This is a genomic window from Pseudaquabacterium pictum (assembly GCF_005403045.1).
In the GTDB taxonomy this organism is placed as follows: Bacteria; Pseudomonadota; Gammaproteobacteria; order Burkholderiales; family Burkholderiaceae_C; genus Pseudaquabacterium; species Pseudaquabacterium pictum.
Window position 1 is genome coordinate 90,002 of sequence record NZ_BJCL01000004.1, and the last position, 17,053, is coordinate 107,054.

Consider the following 17,053-nt stretch of genomic DNA (forward strand, 5'->3'; position numbering starts at 1 on the left):
TCCGCGATGCAGCTCAACACCGACGCCCAGCCCTACGACAGCATCAACGTCACGCCGATGCTGGACCTGGCCTATGTGCTGCTGGTGGTCTTCATCCTGATGACCACCGCCTCGGTGCAGGGCCTGAAGATCAACCTGCCGCTGCCCAGCAACAAGCCATCGACCGAGAAGCACGAACTGAAGATCGTGCAGGTGATGCCCGGCGGCGCCCTGCTGGTCAACGGCGCGCCGGTCACGCTGGCCCAGCTGGAAAGCCAGCTGCAGGCCGACCGCGCCCGCGATCCGAAGCTGACCGTGGCCATCAAGGGCGACGCGCGGGCGCAGTACGCCGCGGTGGTCAGCGTGATCGACCTGTGCAACGCCCTGGCCATCGACATGGCCCTGGTCACCAGCCGCATCGGCAGCTAGCCGGCGCCACCACCCGGCACCACCCGGCACCACCACCCACCCCATGGCCGACCTCGCCGACGCCCAGACCCCACCCGCCTCCGCCGGCCAGCGCATCGCCGTGGCCACCGCGGTGCTGGCCGGCCTGCTGCTGGTGGGTGCGCTGGCCTGGTGGCTGAAGCAGCAGCTGTCGGCACCGGAGGCGCCGAGGCGCCAGGTGGCGCGCATCAGCATCCTGCCCGACACCCCGCCGCCACCGCCCCCGCCGCCGCCCAAGGACCAGCCCAAGCCGGCGCCCAAGGACGACGCCCGGCCGCCGCCGCCCACCGCCACGCCCCAGCCGCCCGCCCCGGCGCCGGCCGATGCGCCGATCAAGATGGAAGGCGCCGCCGGCACCGGCGACAGCCCGTTCGCCGCCGGCCCTGTCACCAGCGACTACCAGGGCGGCCGGCCCACGGTGGGCGGCACCGCAGCATCCGCCCCGCCGCCGGTGGCCGACCGCGCCCAGGCCCGGCTGTATGCCAACAGCGCGCGCGGCCTGCTGCGCGACGCCATCGAGCAGCACCTGCGCAGCGATGCGGCCGAGCTGACCGCCGAGTTCACCCTCTGGCTGGCGGCAGACGGCAGCATCCAGCGCTACGCCCTGCAGCCCGGCGCCGACCCGCGCCACGACAGCGCCCTGCAGGCCGCGCTGGACGACACCCAGCGCCAGCTGCGCCTGCCGCGGCCACCGGCGGCGCTGCAGCCGATGCGCTTCCGCCTGACCGTGCGTCCGCAAGGCTGACCCCCGAATTTCCTCTTTGAGACCTCCGCATGCACCACCCTGCCCCACCCCACCGCTGGCGCCGCCATGCCCTGGCCCTGCTGCTGGGCTGCAGCGCGCTGGGCGCCGCCCAGGCCGCCGACCCCGCCAGTGACCGCGCCGAGCTGGAACGCCTGCGCGCCACCACCCAGGCCCTGATCGAGACCCTGGTCAGCCAGGGCCTGGTCACCCGCGAGCGGGCCGATGCCATCCTGCGCCAGGCCGGTGCCAGCGCCGCCCCGGCCGGCCCCGGCTGGGGCAGCCCGCTGCCGGCCGCCAGTGCCACCGCCGCTGCGCCGGTGGTGCGCGTGCCCTACCTCAGCGAGACCCAGCGCGCCCAGCTGCGCGACGAGATCCGCAACGACGTGCTGGCCACCGCCCGCAGCGACGGCTGGGCCGATGCGCGGCAGATCCCCGAGTGGGTGCGCGGCATCCGCTTCGAAGGCGACCTGCGGCTGCGCGCGCAATCCGAGCGCTACCCCGAGCCGGCCTATGCGCTGGACGCCACCACCGGCCTGCTGCTGGGCGATGCCTGCAGCATCGTCGCCGGCAACCTGCCGGCGCGCTGCTACCGCCGCCAGGTCAGCTCGCCCGCCTGGGCGCCCGACATCGCCGACACCACCAACGGCCGCAACCGCCTCACGCTGCGCGCCCGCCTGGGTCTGCAGGCCCGCATCTCGGGCGATTTCACCGGCCAGCTGCGGCTGTCCACCGGCAGCGCCACCGGCGGGCCCAGCTCGTCGACGCAGACCCTGGGCAACTACTTCAACAAGAGCAGCGTGGTGATCGACCGCGCGCTGGTGCAGTGGGAGCCGCGCCACGACATGCGCCTGCAGGCCGGGCGCATCGGCAACCCGTTCTTCTCCAGCGACCTGACCTGGCCCGACGACATCGGCTTCGACGGCGTCGCCGCCCAGGGCGAGCTGACGCTGGCGCCCGGCGCCTTCGCCTTCGCCCACGCCGGCGTGTTCGCGCTGCAGGAGCTGAGCCTGGACCGCGACCGCTGGCTCACCGGCCTGCAGGTGGGCGCGCAATGGGCCTTCAATGCCCACGGCACGCTGCGCCTGGGCGTGGCGATGTACGACTTCGCCCGCGTGGAAGGCGTGCGCGAGACCAACCCGCCGCCCGGTGGCGAGCGCGCCGGCACCGAGCCCTACTTCAGCAGCCAATACCCCGCCGGCGTGCGCCAGAAGGGCAACACCCTGATCAACCTGAACGACCCGGCCAGCACCGCCGCGCCAACCTGGGGCCTGGCGTCGAAGTTCCGGCCGATCAACATCACCGCCCAGCTGGACTACCGCTTGAGCGACCGCCTGGCGATGGCCTGGAGCCTCGACTGGCTGCGCAACACCGGCTTCGACCTGGCCGACATCCGCCGCCGCGCCGGCACGCCGGCGGTGGACGGCCTGGCCGAGAAGACCGACGGCCTGCAGACCCGCTGGCAGATCGGCAGCCCGGCGCTGAACACCGCCGGCCAGTGGCGGCTGTCGGCCGCGCTGCGCCGCTTCGAGCGCGACGCCTGGCTGGACGCCTTCACCGACACCACCTGGCACCTGGGCGGCACCAACTACAAGGGCTGGCAGCTCGTCGGCCAGTACGCCATCGACAGCCGCGCCGTGCTGGGCCTGCGCCTGACCAGCAGCCGCAACCTGGACGACGGCGTGCGCACAGTCAATGCCGCCAACGGCGCGGTGGAGTCCAGCTTCAGCAATGCGCCGCTGAAGATCGACGTGCTGCAGCTCGACCTGAGCACGCGGTTCTGAGCATGCGCAGCCGTCGCATCCTCCCCCTGCTGGCTTTGGCCCTGGCCGTGCTGCATGCCGGCGCGCCGGCCCAGACCACCGACCGCGACCGCACCGCCCTGCGCCGCGCCCAGGCCGCGCTGCAGCAGGCCCAGCAGGCCCGCGAGGCCGCCGAGGCCGAGGCCCGCAGCCAGGGCACGGCCCGCAGCGAGGCCGAGGCGCGCCTGACCCGCCAGCAGGCCGAGCAGGCCGGCCTGCGCCGGGCGCTGGCCGAGGCCCGCGCGGCGCTGGCGGCCGCCCAGGCCACCCACGCCACCGCGCTGGATGCGGAACGCCAGCGCCAGGCCCAGGCCGAGGCGGCCCGCACCGCCGACGAGGCCGCCCGCACCCAGGCCTGGCGCGGCCAGCTGGCCGACAGCGAGCGCCTGGCCGAGGAGCGGCGCCTGGCCAATGCCGCCCTGGTGCAACAGCTGGCCCAGCGCAGCGCCGCGCTGGCCGATGCCGAGCGCCGAATCGACGCGCTGCACGGCCTGGGCGGCGAGCTGCTGCAGCGCTACCGCGACAAGGGCCGGCTGGAGCAGGCGCTGCAGAACGAGCCGGTGTTCGGCCTGGTGGCGGTGCGGCAGGAAGACCGCATCACCAGGCTGCAGGAGCAGCTGGACCAGCTGCGCCAACCCACGCCGCCGGCGGCCGGCGCGGGGCAGTGACCGCTGCTCAACAACCGAAGCGCGCGCGCCGCGCCTGCGGTGCGATCTGCCGCGCGGCGTAGTCGATGCCGCTGAACGCCGCATAGTCGGCCAGCGTGCGCCGGCGGCCCAGGCCGTAGACGCCGAGGTCGGCGCCGCCCCACAGCAGCGACGCCAGGCGGCGGTTGGCGGCCTCGGTCAGCGCGGCGGCGCGCACCGAGCGCTGCGCGTCCAGCTCGGGCGACCAGTGCAGCGGCCGCGGCGCCGCGCCGGCCTGGTGGTAGAGGTGGTAGACCGGCATGCCGGGGATGTGGAAGATGTCCCAGCCATGGGTCCAGGCGCGCAGCGCCAGCGCCTGCTCCTCGCCGTGGAAGTACAGCTGCGGGTCGTAGGGCAGCGCATCGACGATGCTGCCCGGCGCCCACAGGCAGCCCGCGCCCACATGCAGGCCGGGCACCGGCTCGGTGCTGGCCACCGGCACGCCCTCGAACATCAGCACCGGGTGGGCGGCGTCGAACTGGCTGGCATCGCCCACCACATGAGCCAGCACCTGCGGCCCCACCACGCTGGCAAAGGGCTCGCCGGCGGCCATGCGGAAGGGGTTGGGATAGCAGCTGATCAGGCAGCGCGGGTTCAGCGCCTGGCAGCGCTGCGCCCAGCGCAGCAGCCGGGTGTCCCAGCCGGGCTCGAACCAGGTGTGCGAGTCGATCTGGAAGAACCAGTCCTCGCCCTGGTACAGCGACATGGCCAGCGCCCGCGCCCAGCAGGGGCCGCGCGCCTCCAGCGCATGCAGCCGCGCCCAGCGCAGCTGGCCGTCGGCCCAGGGCGCCTGCAGCCGCAGCTGCTCGGCGGGCAGCGCCTGCTCCACCACGCCGATGAACACCCGGCCGGGATCATCGGCCTGGGCCATCGCGCTGCGCAGGGTGAAGCCGAGCAGCGGATCGCGGTACGCGGCCACGCTGATGAAGATCGAAGGGCGCGTCGCCATGTCTGCCGGTGCGTGGCCGCTCAGGGCAGGCGGTAGGCCACCTCGCGCGGCTGCGCCACCACACGCAAGCGCGCCGGCCGCACCAGGGTCTGGCCGTCGAAGTGGCGCACCGGCAGGTCGGCGGCATTGAGCTGGTCGACCAGCGCCTCCAGTGGCCATGGCGCCGGCTGGTAGCCGCGCAGCAGCAGCAGGCTGGTGGCACGGCAGTTGTCCCAGGCCCAGAGGTCGTGCCAGTGCAGGTCGCGCTCGCTCCACACCGACAGGTGGGCCTCGGCCGCCACGCCGCCCACGGCGCCCTGCACCACGAACTCGGGCACCAGCACCAGCAGGTAACCGCAGCGGTAGACCATGGCATTGAGCAGGTCCAGCCCGGCGCTCTTGGGCAGGTGCTCCAGGCAGTCGCCCACCAGCACCAGGTCGAAGGTGTCGGCCGGATGCTGGCGCCACCACTGCGCCGCATCGGCCACATGCAGGCGGTGGTACAGCGCCTGCAGGCCATGCGCTTCCACATAGGCCGGCTCGATCTCGATGCCCTCGCGGTGGCCGTCGGGCGCCAGCGCGGCCAGCATGCGGCCGTACTTGCCGGCACCGGCGCCGATGTCCAGCGCCCGGCCCGGCGCCAGCAGGCGGATGACCTGCTGCACCACGGCGTCGAACACGGGAAACGATCCAGGCATGGAAGGGTCGGCGGCGGGCCGCTGGGCAAAACCCGCCATTCAATCGCCGCCGTGTGACAGCTTGATGGCCGGGTCGCAGAAAAATCGCGTATATTTTATAAATCGTTTATACGGAATTCTGCGATGACCACCACCACGCCCACCCCTGCTCCCACCGACGCCCCGGCTCCGGCCCCGGCTGCGACCGCCACACCAGCGGCAGAGGCACCGACACCGGCAGCGGCCACGAAGCCCGCCAAGGCCGCCCGCAAGCCCGCCAGCCGCACACCGGCGAAGTCGGCAGCCAAGCCGGCGGCCCCAGCGGCCGCCAAGGCCGAAGCCAAGCCGGCCTCCAAGCCCATCGTGAAGCCTGTCACCAAGCCTGTCGCCAAGCCGAAGGCCAAGCGAGCCACCCCGGCTGGCCCGAAGAAGGCAGCGCCGGCGGTGGCAACCGCTGCTGCGCCCAAGCCACCCAAGGTCAAGGAGAAGCTGGTCCGCGACAGCTTCACCATGCCGCGGTCCGACTTTGCCCTGGTGCAGCGGCTGAAGGACCGGGCGCTGGGTTTCCGCCATGCCGCCAAGAAGAGCGAGCTGCTGCGCGCCGGCCTGCATGCCCTGATGGCGCTGGACAACGAGCAGTTGCAGGCCGCGCTGACCGCTCTGCCCACACTGAAGGCTGGCCGGCCGCGCAAGGCGGGCTGAATCCGGGCGCTGCACACGTCTGCAGCCCTCAAGCCGGCGCCCTGGTGGCCGAACTGTCTGGCCATGCACCGCACACGCCGCCCTGCCCTCTGCCCGCCGATTGGCGCGCTGCGCCACCTGCTGGCCGGCACGGCCGCCGCCTGGTTGCTGCTGGCGACCGGGCCGGTGGCGGCCCAGGCCCCCACCGGACCGGAGCTGGTGGCGGCCATGGCCACCAGCACCAGGCAGGCGCAGCAGAGTGGTCTGGTCTGGCGCACCCAGCAGCTGTGGCTGGAGGCGCTGCGCCACCGCAGCCCGATGGTGGCGGTGCACCACCGTGGCGTCTGCCACCTGGGCTACTCGGCCTACACGCCGGGGCAGGATTTCCGCTGGCTGTTCCCGGCCCTGCCACCGGCCCAGCGCAGCGTCTGGCTGGCCGGCGTGGTGCACCACGAACTGGCGCACTGCGCCGAGCAGGCGGCGGCCGGCGGCGATGCCCGGGCCGTGCCCGCCAGCCCGCGCCAGCAGGAGGTGCTGGCCGATCTGGCCTTTGCGCTGCAGGTCGACCAGCCCGATGCCGACGGCACCGCCCTGGTGGCGCTGCTGGCCGCATTGCGGTCACGCCAGGCCAACGCCGATCCGGTCCACGACACGGCCGCTGCACTCCAGTGTTACCTGCAGCAGCGCGGCAGCTTCACGCCGCCAGGGGACTGGCTGGCGCGGCTGCAGGCCTGGCGCAGCCGCTGCAGCACCGAGACGGACGCCCTGCCAGCTGCGCCGCCGGCCGACATGGCAGCGGCGTGGGCCGCGCCGGCCAGCGCTCAGGCCAGCGCGCCCCAGCCGGTGGGGATGCGGCGGTAACGGCCCTGATCGTCCAGGGCATGGCGGGGCACGTCCTCCGCGGTGCCGGGCACCAGCTCGGCCGTGGCCACCTTGCCGATGGTGTCCAGCGTGGCCTTGCAGGCAGCCACCTGCATCTCGCGCGAGTCGGGATCGAACACCTTGAAGCCGTGGACGGTCACGGTGCGGGTGTCGGGGCGGTGCATCCTGGGCATCATGGGCGGCTCCGGAGCCAGATCGTCTGGCGCTGATCCATTCTGCGCCGAACACCGCTGCCGCACCATGCGCCAGCGCAAGCATGGCAGCCACCGCGCCACAATCACCGCATGCCTGACCGCCCCCTGCCCCCTCTGCAGCCCCAGGCCACCTTGGCAGTGACCGCCGGCGCCTACGGCTCGGACCGCCATGGCCTGGTCAGCGGCTTCCACTTCTCGGCCGGGCAGGCCGGTCGTGCGCTGTCCCTGGACGAGGCCCTGGGCTGCCTGGCCGCACCCGCGGAGGCCCGCGCGCCCGACGACTTCCTCTGGCTGCACTTCAACCTCAGCGATGCCTCGGCCGAGGCCTGGATGCAGGCCCACCTGCCGCTGCCGGCGGAGTTCTTCGACGCGCTGCACGAGGGCTCGCGCAGCACCCGCATCGAGGACGCCGCCGACCACCTGGTGGCGGTGGTCAACGACGTCGCCTTCGAGTTCTCGTTCGAACCGTCGGAGATCGCCTCGCTGTGGCTGGCGGTGCATCCGCGGCTGGTGGTCAGCGCCCGCACCCAGCCGCTGCGCTCGGTCGACCGGCTGCGCCAGGCCGTGAAGGACGGTACCCGCTTCGGCTCACCGGTGGCGCTGCTGAACCACCTGCTGCATGACCAGGGCGATGTGCTGGTGCGCATCGTGCGGGACGCCACGCTGCAGGTGGATGCAGTGGAGGACAACCTGCAGCGCGGCCAGTTCCGGGTGCAGCGGGCGGCGCTGGGCAAGCTGCGTCGGGTGCTGGTGCGGCTGCAGCGCCTGCTGGCGCCCGAGCCCGGCGCGCTGTTCCGCCTGCTGCGCCAGCCGCCGCCCTGGCTGGACGCCGACGACCTGGACGCGCTGCGCCAGGCCACCGAGGAGTTCTCGCTGGTGCTGCGCGACCTGGCCGCACTGCAGGAGCGCATCAAGCTGCTGCAGGAAGAGATCACCGCCCAGGTGGCCGAGCAGACCAACCGCAGCCTGTTCACGCTGACGGTGGTGACGGTGCTGGCGCTGCCGATCAACATCATCGCCGGCCTGCTGGGCATGAACGTGGGCGGCATTCCGCTGGCCGACAGCCCGCATGGCTTCCTGACGATCGCGCTGATCGTGCTGAGCTTCACCGTGGTGGCTGGCTGGCTGGCGTTCCGCCGGCGCAGCTGAAGCCGGCGCGCCGGGGTCAGCTGCGCACCAGTTCCAGGGTCAGGCAGTTGCGATCCTGCACCCGCTCATAACACCAGGCCGACACGGCTTGGCGCGTCAGCAGCAGGCCCAGGCCACCGGGGGTGGCGTCGTCCAGCGACGTGGGCAGGCCGGGGTGGCGCGCCAGCGTCGGATCGAAGGCGGGGCCGTCGTCCTCGAAGCGCAGCACCAGCCCATCGGGCTGCACCTGCAGCTGCAGATCGGTGTGGCCGACGCCAGCCGGCGCGCCGCTGTGCCACAGGCGGTTCATCAGCACCTCCTCCAGCACCAGCTCCAGCCGGTAGATCACCCGGTCGGGCAAGCCATCGCCCTGCAGGAACTCGAGCAGGCGCAGGCGCGTGGCCTCGAGCGCAGCGCGCTCGTTGGGCACCTGCAGGCGCAGCGTGCGCGCGCCGTCAGGGGGTGGCGAGCCGGGCAAGCGCCTGGGCCTCGGTGTCGACCACCGGGATGATCTGGTCCAGCGCCACATCGTCCAGCACGCCACGCACCAGCGGGCCAGCGCCGAACAGCACCATCGCCTGCTGGCGGGCGGCCATGCTGCGCGCCGTGGCGATCAGCAGGCGGATGCCCAGCGAGGCAATGAAGCTGACGCCGCCCAGGTCGACCACCGCCGGACGGCCGCCGGTCGCCACCGCAGCGGTGAACTGCACGCCGATCTGGTCGGCACCCACGGCATCCAGGCGGCCATCCAGCCGCACGCAGGTGGTCGGTCCGTCGAGTTCGCTCACACGCAATTCCACAGCAGTCATCTCCAGCGGCGACGGCGGTGCCCGGCCTGTCCGGGCCTCGCCTGCCGGACGCCACTGTGCGACAGGTCCGTGACAGGACAGTGACGTCCGGTGGACACGGCCATCATGCGACGGGCAGGCGCCGGATCAGCACCATCGTGATGTCGTCGTCCTGCGCGGCGCCACGCGCATGGGCCTGCACCGCCACCAGCAGCTGTTCGGCCACCTCGGCCGGCATGGCCGCCTGGTGCCGCTGCAGCACGGCCTCGACCCGCGCACAGCCGAACTGCACGCCGTCGGGATCGGCGTACTCGTAGATGCCGTCCGACAGGAGCAGCAGCCAGTCGCCCGGCGCCAGGTCCAGCACCACCGCGGGTTTCAGCGCCTGCAGCCGCATCGCGCCCATCGGGAAGCTGGTGGCGCGGTGGGCGGTGCACTGGCCGCTGGCTGCCTGCAGGTGCAGGATCGGCCCCTGCCCGCCGCTGAGGAAGCGCAGCTGGTGGTGCTGCGCGTCGAGCAGACCGACGAAGGCCGTGACGAAACGGCTGTCCGGCAGGGTGTCGGCCAGCCGGTCGTTGACATGCCGGAAGGCCTGCTCGAGGCTGGCGCCGAGGCTGAAGGCCATGCGCAGCATCGCGTGCATCTGCACCACCGACAGCGCCGGCCCGATGCCGTGGCCGGTGGCATCGGCCAGCACCACCAGCAGGCCCTGGTCGAGCAAGGCCAGGTCGTAGGTGTCGCCGCCGGTGGCCGCCGCGGGCATGAAGACGCCGTGCATCGCATAGCCGGGAACCTGCGGCATGGCCGCCGGCAGCGTGCTGCGCTGCACCTGGCCGGCCAGCTCCACCTCCTGACGCAGCAGCTCGCTCTGGACCAGCTGCCGGGTCAGGTGCACCCGGGTGAGCGCCACGGCGCACTGCGCGGCCAGGGCTTCGGCCAGTTGCTGGTCCTGGTCGTCGAAGACACCGCCGCGCCGGTTCAGCAGCTGCAGCACGCCGACCAGCTGCGCGCAGTGGTCGATCAGCGGCACGCTGAGCATGCTGCGGGTGTGGAAGCCGGTCTGCCGGTCGATGGCCGGGTTGAAGCGTGGATCGGCGTAACAGTCGGGCACGTGGATCGTGCAGCGCTGCTGCGCACAGGCACCGACGAGGCCCTGGCCCAGCGGCACCCGCAGCATCGGCAGGTCTCCAGCCACCTCCACATGCAGCGACTGGCCGTCGGCATCGGCCAGCCACACCGAGACGCGCTCGGCCTGCACCACCCGCTGCGCCGCCGCGGTGATTTGCTGCAGCAGGGTGTGCAGGTCGAAGGGCGCGGCCAGCGCGCGCGTCACCTCCAGGATGGCCGACAAGCCGTCGGCCGACGGCGGCATCGTCAGGGTGTCGGGCCCGGTCATGCCGCGCCGGGCTCGCCAGCCTGGTGCGTCGCCATCAGCGACTCGAACTCCGCCAGCGGCAGGCCGGCCCAGTCCTCGTCGATCTCGCGGCGGGCGTAGTGCTGGATCACCATCACCTGCACCAGCGGCGACTGCCATTCGCCCCGCAGCAGCCGCTTCATGATGCTGGGGCTGGGCGTGGCACTGGCCTCCACCTCGTCGCGCACGCGGCGCACCCACTCGGCCTGCTCCTCGGCATCGAGCTGGGCGAACTGCTCGCGGATGCGGCTGAAGCGGCGGTGGCGCTCGGCATCGTCGGCGGCATGGCGTGACGGCGGCGGCGCCGGTGCGGCGGCCGGCAGCAGCACCGCATCGGCCGGGCTGCCGGCGGTGGCGCCCTGCCCTGCCCCGCCGTACCCTGCCCCACCCTCCTCGCGCGACTTGTTGGCGATGATGCTGCGCAGGTAGGCGCCGGCATTGCCGATGCGCGGCCGGTCGCCGCCGCTGAGGAAGCGCTCGTAGCGGTCCAGCCCATCGGCCACCGCGGCCGCGCCGTAGGCGCGCTCCAGGTCCTCGACCACCGTGTCGCGCACACCCAGCTTACCGCCGCGCAGGATGTTGGTGACATCGGGCGGCACCGGCGCCATGCGGTCGGGCCGGCGCGCGCTCTTGCGCACGCCGAACTGCACGAACTCCACCTCGCGGCCGCGGCGGAACTCGATCAGCTCGATCTCGATGTCGCCCAGGTCGTTGATCTCCTTGATCGCCGGGGCGACGAACTCGTTCTTGAACTTGCGCCAGGCCCGCACCTTGGAGGTGGGCGAGCTGCGCAGCGCCTCGGCCCACCAGGACCAGTGCTGGCGGCTGGTGACGCCGGCCGGACTGTCGCGGTAGCGGGCGCACATCTCGTACAGGGCCACGGCACAGTAGGTGGTCAGCTCGCGCAGCACCGCGAAGTCGACCTGGGCCCAGCGCGACGGGCTGACCAGCTCCTCGCGGATCGACGGCGGGTAGTACCAGGTCACCCAGTTCTCGCCGGCGCGCTTGTAGATGCGCACCTCGGCCAGCAGGTTGAAGATGCGCAGCTCGTCGGTGATCTGCGGCGGCACCGTGCCGGCATCGGTGGCGGTGCCGGTGGCGGGGTCGAAGCCCAGCGGCAACTGCTGCTCGGACTTCGACAGCGGCCGCCACTCGACCTTGGTCGACACCATCTGGTCGATGTACTTCTTGGCGTCGGTGGAGATGCTGTTGGTGGCACCAAAGCCGCGCAGAATCGCGTTCAGCGGCGTCGAGAAGCCGCCGTCGGCACCCTCGGCCCCGGCGGCGGCCTGGCGCTGCGCCAGGTGCAGCATCACCGAATAGGCCTTGCGGCCGGTGACCGTCAGCGACCGGTTGGTCGGCACGATGGCCAGGGCAATGACCGACTTGTGCAGCATGCCCTGCACCACGTCCATCTGCCTCACGATCGCGACACCGTCCATGTGTCCATTCTAGGCGGCGACTCCCGGGCAAGTGTCCGGGGCGATCAAACTTTTCCGGACGCTGACGGCGCCGCGCTTGCTGCCCCAGGACCAAGGCAGCGAAGGGCCCGCGCAGGGCCTGAGAATCCGGACACTTCGCGGGGCACCAGGGGCCGGAAACGCAGGACGCGTCGCCGCCCAGCCGGCCGGCAGGCCTGGCGCGTGGGCCGGAAAACCCGGACACCGAGTTGTCCACAGCCCGCCAGCCCACACCCCGGACTTTCCGGACGACCGGGCCGGCATCGACGGACGCATCCGGCACCCAATCCGGACGCCAGACAGGCAGAGCCCGGACGCAGAAGCGGCCAAGTGCTTGATCTGCCTGAATTTTCAGGCACAGAAAGTCTAGAAGACTTGAACTTCTAGAACAGATCGACGATGGACGGAAGGATGAACCTGGAACGTCCTGAAATCCAGGGACGGCAGCGCTGGAAGACAGTGCCTTGTGCGACTGACGTGAAATTCGCCGACATCTTGGCAAATGACTGTCCCACGTAGAATGCGGTCATCGACACACCACACTCCAAGGACCGCATGGATCCGACGACTCCCGGGCCCTCGCTCACCCACCCGATCTCGCTGAAAGCCATCACCGAGCAGGCGGAACGGGCCACCTCGATCGTGGCCCAGGCCCGCAGCGTGATGCTGTCGCCCGATTCACGCAAGCTGCCGCCCACATTCTCGGCCACGCAGCTGATCGAGCGGCTGAAGATCGAGCGCTCGCAGTATGAATACCGGGTGCGCAACCCCAACGGGCTGCCGATCGGCCGGCTCACCTCCACCGGTGCGCGGCGCGAGTTCAGCCTGTCGGAGATGCGGCAGTGGGCGCGGCAATACCGGGCGGCGCACCTGCGGCCTGAGGGTGGCGAGGCCATCACCATCTCCACCGCGCACTTCAAGGGCGGCAGCTCCAAGACCACCACCGCCACCACGCTGGCCCAGGGCCTGAGCATGCGCGGCCACAAGGTGCTGGTGGTCGACGTCGACCCGCAGGGCAGCATGACCACCCTCTTCGGCTTCCTGCCCGATGCCGAGGTGGACGTGACGCAGACCCTGCTGCCGCTGCTCAGCGGCGACGAACCGGATGTGGCCTATGCCATCCGGCCCACCTACTGGGACGGTGTCGACCTGGTGCCGGCGGCCTCGCCGCTGTTCTCGGCCGAGTTCATCCTGCCGACGCGGCAGCTGAAGGAAGCCTCGTTCCAGTTCTGGCGCACGCTGGACTTCGGCCTGGATCCGGTGCGCTCGCAGTACGACGTGATCATCTGCGACACCCCGCCCTCGCTGTCGTTCCTGACGGTCAATGCGCTGATGGCCAGCGACGGCATCATCATGCCGCTGCCGCCCAACAACCTCGACTTCGCTTCCAGCGCGCAGTTCTGGGACTTGTTCAAGGACCTGGCCGACGACTTCGCCGGCCGCGGCGCCGGCAAGGATTTCGCCTTCATCAATGTGCTGCTGTCGAAGGTGAAGTACGCCGCACCCAAGGACAACACCGGCCAGTCGACGGCGATCATCCGCGAATGGATCCAGGCAGCCTACGCAGAGCGGGTGCTGCCGGTGGAGATCCCCGACGTGGAAGCCGTGCGCACCGCCAGCAAGGAGTTCGGCACGGTCTACGACGCCAGCCGCGACAACGCGTCGACCCGCACCTTCAAGAGCGCTTTCGAGGCCTACGACCGCTTCGTCGACCTGATCGAACAGCAGATGGAAACCTTCTGGCGCCGCCAGGTGGGAGGCTGAGATGGCCACGCCGAAAAAGGGACAGGGGATCGCCTTCAAGATCCCGGGCCTGGACGAGGCGGCGGCACCGGCCGCCGAATCGCCCGCCGAGCCGCGCGCCGGGCAGCCGCGCACCGGCGTGGGCATGCTGTCGCGGCTGATCCAGGGTGCGCAGGCCGACACCGAGGCGGTATCGCGGCTCAATGCCGAGATCGACCGGCTCAAGCTGCAGGTGGGCGAGCAGCTGGTCGACCCGCGCCAGATCGTGCTGACGCGCTGGGCCGACAGGCATCCGGATTCCTTCGCCAGCGCGGCGTTCCTCGAGCTCAAGCAGGAGATCGAAAGCGCGGGCGGCAATGTGCAGCCGGTCAAGCTGCGGCCGCTGCGCGGCGCGCTGGCCGACCAGGCAGACGGTCCGCGCTTCGAGCTGGTCTACGGCTCGCGGCGCACCCGCGCCTGCCTGGAGCTGGGGCTGCCGGTGCGGGCGGTGGTCGACGAACACATCGACGACCAGGCGCTGTATGTGCAGATGCAGCGCGAGAACCGCGGCCGCGCCAACCTGTCGGCCTGGGAACAGGGTGTCAGCTACCACAAGGCGTTGAGCGAAGGCCTGTTTCCCAGCGCCCGGCGGCTGGCTGAGCAGATCGGCCTGGACCACAGCAACGTGGCCAAGGCGCTGCGGGTGGCCGAGCTGCCGCACGAGGTGGTGGGTGCCTTCCGCAGCCCGGTGGACATCCAGTTCCGCTGGGCCGTGGCGCTGGACAAGGCCTGGCAGCAGCACCCCGACGCGGTGTTGTCCGCGGCGCGCCAGCTGGCCGGGCGGCAGGTGCGGCCGGCGGCTGCCGAGGTGTTCCGGGCGCTGACCGAAGCCGCCACCACCAGGCCGGCGCGCAAGGTGGCGCCGGCCAGCCAGACGCTCGCCTTGGCCGGTGGCCGCAAGGCGGTGATCCGCGCCGGCAAGGCCGGCGCCGTCAGCATCGACCTGCCCCGCGGCAGCGTGCCGGCGGGCCGCTGGGCGGACTTCGAGACCGCCCTGCAGACCCTGCTCGATTCGCTGCAGGACGGCCGCTGAAACGGCCCGTGGTACGGTACCACGGACCCCTGGGAAGGGGTCCGGGTCGTGCCGGTCGGGCTGGGGCGCAAGCCCCCTGCCCTGCCCTGCACTGTTGACCACCACCAAGCCGGGGTGTGGTTCCGTACCACACCCCCTGCCTCAGCCGCTGTCCGGCCTGGTGCCCGGCGGCTGCAAGGCCCGCATGCCGCGTACCACTGCGGCGGTATCTGTCGCCAGATAGCGCGCCGCCGTGCGCGGGCTGACATGTCCCAGCACCTGCTGCAGCAAGGGTGGAGAAAGCTGCTGCGCCGCACGGTGCGCAAAGCTGTGGCGCAGCCAGTGGCTGGACGCGGCGAGAAAGGCCTCGGCAGCTGGCGCACCGGCGCGTGCCGCCGCCTCCCGTGCCACGCCGTGGAAGAAGCGGCGCAGCAGCTTGTCGATGGCGGACCGCTCCAACGCGCCGTGGCGGTCGGCCTGCGTGGGCTGGGCGCGGTCGACCACCGGCAGGCCCAGGGCGTCCAGGCCGCGCCGCGGCGGTGGGCGGCGAAGGATGCCCAGCAGCGGCCGCCAGGCCTGTGGATCGTCCTGCGGCGACGTGCTGGCGGCCGCGCCTTGTGCATCTGAGCCCGGAGCCGGGCAGGGCGCCTGCACCCGCGCCACCGCGCTGTCGAAGCCCAGGCCGGCGGCGTCCATGTCGCGGTGGTGCTGCCCCAGCAGCGCGTGCACCTCGTTCGGGACCAGCACCGTGCGGGTCCGGCCGGCCCGGCCCACCAGCTCCAGCAGCCAGGCGGGTTCACCATCCACCGAGCTGCGGCGCAGCGCGCGCAGGCGGGTGGTGGCCAGCTCCGACAACGTCAACCCGGCGCCGCCCGCCAGTGCCAGCAGCAGCTGCAGGCGCCGCCGGGCCGGAGTGTCCGGCTTTTCATGCAGCACCTGCCGGGCAAAGTCCCACTGCGCCGGGCTCAGTGCGCGGCCCACGTCGACCGTGGGTGTGGGCAGATCCAGCCGGCGCAGAATGCGCGCTGCAGGATGGCCGGGCAGCTGGCCGGCGGCATGCAGGTCGCCCAGCAGGCTGGCCAGCACCGCCAGCTCCTGCCGCTGGCTGCTCGGCCCCAGCGGGCCCTGGAAGGGCCGCCATGCCGGGCTGTCGCGCCGTACCCGGCGCTGCTGCACCCAGTCGGCCGGTGGTGCCCGCACGAAGTCCAGGTAGGCCTGCAGATCGGCGGCTGTCAGCCCGGCCAGCGGCTGGTGCCGCAGTTCGCTGGCCCAGCGCAGAAATCGCTCGGTCACGCGGGCATAGGCGCGGCGGGTGGCGCCAGTGTGGCGGTCCAGCCAGGCGCTGACGACTGCCGCGTCGGTGGCCGGGCTGGTGGTGGCCTGCGCAGGGCGTGTCGATGCCGTGGCCGGGGTTCTCAGCCGCTGCCGCGCCAGCACCAGATCCGTCTCCGGCCGGCGTGAGGTCTCCAGCACCGGCTGGCCGCCCGCCTCGGCCACCGGCAACAGCCAGTCCAGCAGGCGCTGCGCCCGCACCACGCCCAGGCCAGGCACCAGCCGGTGCCAGCGGAAGCCCTGCAGGTTGATCAGGCTGACCAGATCGCCCAGCGTGCGCACGCCGGCGGTGGCCAGCTGCCGTGGCAGCTGGCCGGCCAGCCAGAGCCCGGTGGCGTCGCCCAAGTGCGCCTCGCGGGCCAGGGACAGCTCCAGCGTCGCCAGCGCATCGAGCACGGCGCGGCGCCGTGTCGGAGCCAGACCGTTGGTGCCGGGTGCCGGCACGGACTCGGCCAGGCGCACATCGGCCGTCGCGGCCAGGGCAGGCGAGGGCGCTGCCGCCAACTGTCCGGGAATGCCGGCCCCTGCAGGCTGCGCGGCGCCTGTGCCGAACGCATCGGCATACAGCGCCAGCCACTCCGCCTCGGTGTAGAAGTCCTCGTCGATCCCGGCGTCGCCGCACTGCCGGGCACGCCAGTCGTCGAGCGTCGGCGGCGCCTGGATCGGCGCCACGGCGATCGACTGTCCGGGATTTCCGGCCCCATGCCGGGCACGCCGGCGTGCCAGGTCGGGCAGGGCGCGCAGCGCGGGCAGGGCCACGGCCATGGCGGGCGCGCAGCCTTGGTGCCCACCAGCACGGCCCAGCGTCTGGACCAACTGCCGCAGCTGGCCCAAGGCTTGCCGGCGGTCGCCCGGCCCGCCAGCGAACGACAGGTAGGTGCGCCAAGCCTGTTCCAACGTGATGCCGTCGAGCAGCGCCCGCAGGAAGGCGAAGTGGTGGCGCCCGACCGGCCCGGCGCCGCTGTTCAGCAGCCGGGTCTGCGCGCCGCGCGGGCGGCCGAGCGGCTGCAGTGGCGCGGGCCGGTCCACCACTGGGAACAGTCCGTCGGCAGGCATCGCGACACGCCGGTTGCTGAACACGCCGGGATCATAGTGGCGTTTTCCTAGCATCTTGATAAA

The 17,053-nt window shown here is 72.4% G+C and carries 17 protein-coding genes; 9 read left to right on the forward strand and 8 right to left on the reverse strand.

The window, feature by feature from the left end; all coding sequences use genetic code 11:
• Positions 1-6 precede the first annotated feature (6 nt).
• From FFT10_RS09985 to FFT10_RS10000, 4 genes are read left to right on the forward strand one after another with little or no spacing between them, the layout of a single operon-like run.
• Positions 7-408: an ExbD/TolR family protein gene (locus tag FFT10_RS09985; protein ID WP_137732673.1), complete on the forward strand. Its 402-nt coding sequence runs from the start codon at positions 7-9 to the stop codon at positions 406-408.
• A gap of 43 nt (positions 409-451) precedes the next feature.
• Complete coding sequence (locus FFT10_RS09990) at positions 452-1,171, forward strand: hypothetical protein (RefSeq protein WP_137732674.1); 720 nt, start codon at positions 452-454, stop codon at positions 1,169-1,171.
• Positions 1,172-1,200: 29 nt separating this feature from the next.
• Complete coding sequence (locus tag FFT10_RS09995) at positions 1,201-2,952, forward strand: putative porin (protein ID WP_137732675.1); 1,752 nt, start codon at positions 1,201-1,203, stop codon at positions 2,950-2,952.
• Between the two features lie 2 nt (positions 2,953-2,954).
• Positions 2,955-3,638, forward strand: a complete 684-nt coding sequence (locus tag FFT10_RS10000; RefSeq protein WP_137732676.1) for a hypothetical protein — start codon at positions 2,955-2,957, stop codon at positions 3,636-3,638.
• A gap of 7 nt (positions 3,639-3,645) precedes the next feature.
• Here the strand turns inward: FFT10_RS10000 and FFT10_RS10005 are convergent, their stop codons facing one another.
• Both FFT10_RS10005 and FFT10_RS10010 read right to left on the reverse strand, forming a co-directional pair.
• Positions 3,646-4,605: a GlcNAc-transferase family protein gene (locus tag FFT10_RS10005; protein ID WP_162520741.1), complete on the reverse strand. Its 960-nt coding sequence runs from the start codon at positions 4,603-4,605 to the stop codon at positions 3,646-3,648.
• A gap of 20 nt (positions 4,606-4,625) precedes the next feature.
• Positions 4,626-5,264, reverse strand: a complete 639-nt coding sequence (locus tag FFT10_RS10010; protein WP_162520742.1) for a class I SAM-dependent methyltransferase — start codon at positions 5,262-5,264, stop codon at positions 4,626-4,628.
• A gap of 141 nt (positions 5,265-5,405) precedes the next feature.
• Between FFT10_RS10010 and FFT10_RS10015 the strand changes: the two genes are divergently transcribed.
• Both FFT10_RS10015 and FFT10_RS10020 read left to right on the forward strand, forming a co-directional pair.
• A complete protein-coding gene (locus FFT10_RS10015; RefSeq protein ID WP_137732679.1) occupies positions 5,406-5,963 on the forward strand; it encodes a hypothetical protein in 558 nt (185 codons plus the stop codon).
• A 63-nt stretch (positions 5,964-6,026) separates the two neighbouring features.
• Positions 6,027-6,803 carry a hypothetical protein gene (locus FFT10_RS10020; RefSeq protein ID WP_137732680.1) on the forward strand — a complete coding sequence of 259 codons (777 nt, stop codon included), beginning with the start codon at positions 6,027-6,029 and terminating at the stop codon, positions 6,801-6,803.
• Here the strand turns inward: FFT10_RS10020 and FFT10_RS10025 are convergent.
• Complete coding sequence (locus FFT10_RS10025) at positions 6,764-7,000, reverse strand: hypothetical protein (protein WP_137732681.1); 237 nt, start codon at positions 6,998-7,000, stop codon at positions 6,764-6,766. The two genes, FFT10_RS10020 and FFT10_RS10025, sit on opposite strands and share 40 nt — an antisense overlap.
• Positions 7,001-7,108: 108 nt before the next feature.
• Between FFT10_RS10025 and FFT10_RS10030 the strand changes: the two genes are divergently transcribed.
• Positions 7,109-8,167 carry a transporter gene (locus tag FFT10_RS10030; RefSeq protein WP_137732682.1) on the forward strand — a complete coding sequence of 353 codons (1,059 nt, stop codon included), beginning with the start codon at positions 7,109-7,111 and terminating at the stop codon, positions 8,165-8,167.
• A gap of 16 nt (positions 8,168-8,183) precedes the next feature.
• Here the strand turns inward: FFT10_RS10030 and FFT10_RS10035 are convergent, their stop codons facing one another.
• The 4 genes from FFT10_RS10035 to FFT10_RS10050 form a co-directional block, all read right to left on the reverse strand.
• The gene (locus FFT10_RS10035) at positions 8,184-8,624 is read right to left on the reverse strand and encodes an ATP-binding protein (protein WP_162520743.1); all 441 of its coding nucleotides are present in this window, start codon (positions 8,622-8,624) and stop codon (positions 8,184-8,186) included.
• Positions 8,602-8,946: an STAS domain-containing protein gene (locus FFT10_RS10040; RefSeq protein ID WP_162520744.1), complete on the reverse strand. Its 345-nt coding sequence runs from the start codon at positions 8,944-8,946 to the stop codon at positions 8,602-8,604. The genes FFT10_RS10035 and FFT10_RS10040 overlap by 23 nt, the downstream gene beginning before the upstream one ends.
• A gap of 112 nt (positions 8,947-9,058) precedes the next feature.
• Positions 9,059-10,330, reverse strand: coding sequence for a PP2C family protein-serine/threonine phosphatase (locus FFT10_RS10045; RefSeq protein WP_162520745.1), 1,272 nt, complete (start codon positions 10,328-10,330; stop codon positions 9,059-9,061).
• The gene (locus FFT10_RS10050) at positions 10,327-11,790 is read right to left on the reverse strand and encodes a replication initiation protein (RefSeq protein ID WP_137732686.1); all 1,464 of its coding nucleotides are present in this window, start codon (positions 11,788-11,790) and stop codon (positions 10,327-10,329) included. Before FFT10_RS10050 ends, FFT10_RS10045 begins: the two co-directional genes overlap by 4 nt.
• A gap of 573 nt (positions 11,791-12,363) precedes the next feature.
• Here FFT10_RS10050 and FFT10_RS10055 point away from each other — a divergent pair.
• A complete protein-coding gene (locus FFT10_RS10055) occupies positions 12,364-13,572 on the forward strand; it encodes a ParA family protein (protein ID WP_137732687.1) in 1,209 nt (402 codons plus the stop codon).
• A gap of 1 nt (position 13,573) precedes the next feature.
• Complete coding sequence (locus FFT10_RS10060) at positions 13,574-14,623, forward strand: ParB/RepB/Spo0J family partition protein (protein ID WP_137732688.1); 1,050 nt, start codon at positions 13,574-13,576, stop codon at positions 14,621-14,623.
• Between the two features lie 141 nt (positions 14,624-14,764).
• Here the strand turns inward: FFT10_RS10060 and FFT10_RS10065 are convergent, their stop codons facing one another.
• The gene (locus FFT10_RS10065; RefSeq protein WP_162520746.1) at positions 14,765-16,990 is read right to left on the reverse strand and encodes a phage integrase family protein; all 2,226 of its coding nucleotides are present in this window, start codon (positions 16,988-16,990) and stop codon (positions 14,765-14,767) included.
• Positions 16,991-17,053 lie beyond the last annotated feature (63 nt).

What these genes read in the sequence shown, in the direction of transcription:
- FFT10_RS10045 (WP_162520745.1), bottom strand. Translation starts at nt 10,330, where the DNA reads ATGACCGGGCCCGACACCCTGACGATGCCGCCGTCGGCCGACGGCTTG.
- FFT10_RS10020 (WP_137732680.1), top strand. Translation starts at nt 6,027, where the DNA reads ATGCACCGCACACGCCGCCCTGCCCTCTGCCCGCCGATTGGCGCGCTG.
- FFT10_RS10005 (WP_162520741.1), bottom strand. Translation starts at nt 4,605, where the DNA reads ATGGCGACGCGCCCTTCGATCTTCATCAGCGTGGCCGCGTACCGCGAT.
- FFT10_RS10030 (WP_137732682.1), top strand. Translation starts at nt 7,109, where the DNA reads ATGCCTGACCGCCCCCTGCCCCCTCTGCAGCCCCAGGCCACCTTGGCA.
- FFT10_RS10060 (WP_137732688.1), top strand. Translation starts at nt 13,574, where the DNA reads ATGGCCACGCCGAAAAAGGGACAGGGGATCGCCTTCAAGATCCCGGGC.
- FFT10_RS10055 (WP_137732687.1), top strand. Translation starts at nt 12,364, where the DNA reads ATGGATCCGACGACTCCCGGGCCCTCGCTCACCCACCCGATCTCGCTG.
- FFT10_RS09985 (WP_137732673.1), top strand. Translation starts at nt 7, where the DNA reads ATGCAGCTCAACACCGACGCCCAGCCCTACGACAGCATCAACGTCACG.
- FFT10_RS10050 (WP_137732686.1), bottom strand. Translation starts at nt 11,790, where the DNA reads ATGGACGGTGTCGCGATCGTGAGGCAGATGGACGTGGTGCAGGGCATG.
- FFT10_RS09995 (WP_137732675.1), top strand. Translation starts at nt 1,201, where the DNA reads ATGCACCACCCTGCCCCACCCCACCGCTGGCGCCGCCATGCCCTGGCC.
- FFT10_RS10015 (WP_137732679.1), top strand. Translation starts at nt 5,406, where the DNA reads ATGACCACCACCACGCCCACCCCTGCTCCCACCGACGCCCCGGCTCCG.
- FFT10_RS09990 (WP_137732674.1), top strand. Translation starts at nt 452, where the DNA reads ATGGCCGACCTCGCCGACGCCCAGACCCCACCCGCCTCCGCCGGCCAG.
- FFT10_RS10000 (WP_137732676.1), top strand. Translation starts at nt 2,955, where the DNA reads ATGCGCAGCCGTCGCATCCTCCCCCTGCTGGCTTTGGCCCTGGCCGTG.
- FFT10_RS10025 (WP_137732681.1), bottom strand. Translation starts at nt 7,000, where the DNA reads ATGATGCCCAGGATGCACCGCCCCGACACCCGCACCGTGACCGTCCAC.
- FFT10_RS10065 (WP_162520746.1), bottom strand. Translation starts at nt 16,990, where the DNA reads ATGCCTGCCGACGGACTGTTCCCAGTGGTGGACCGGCCCGCGCCACTG.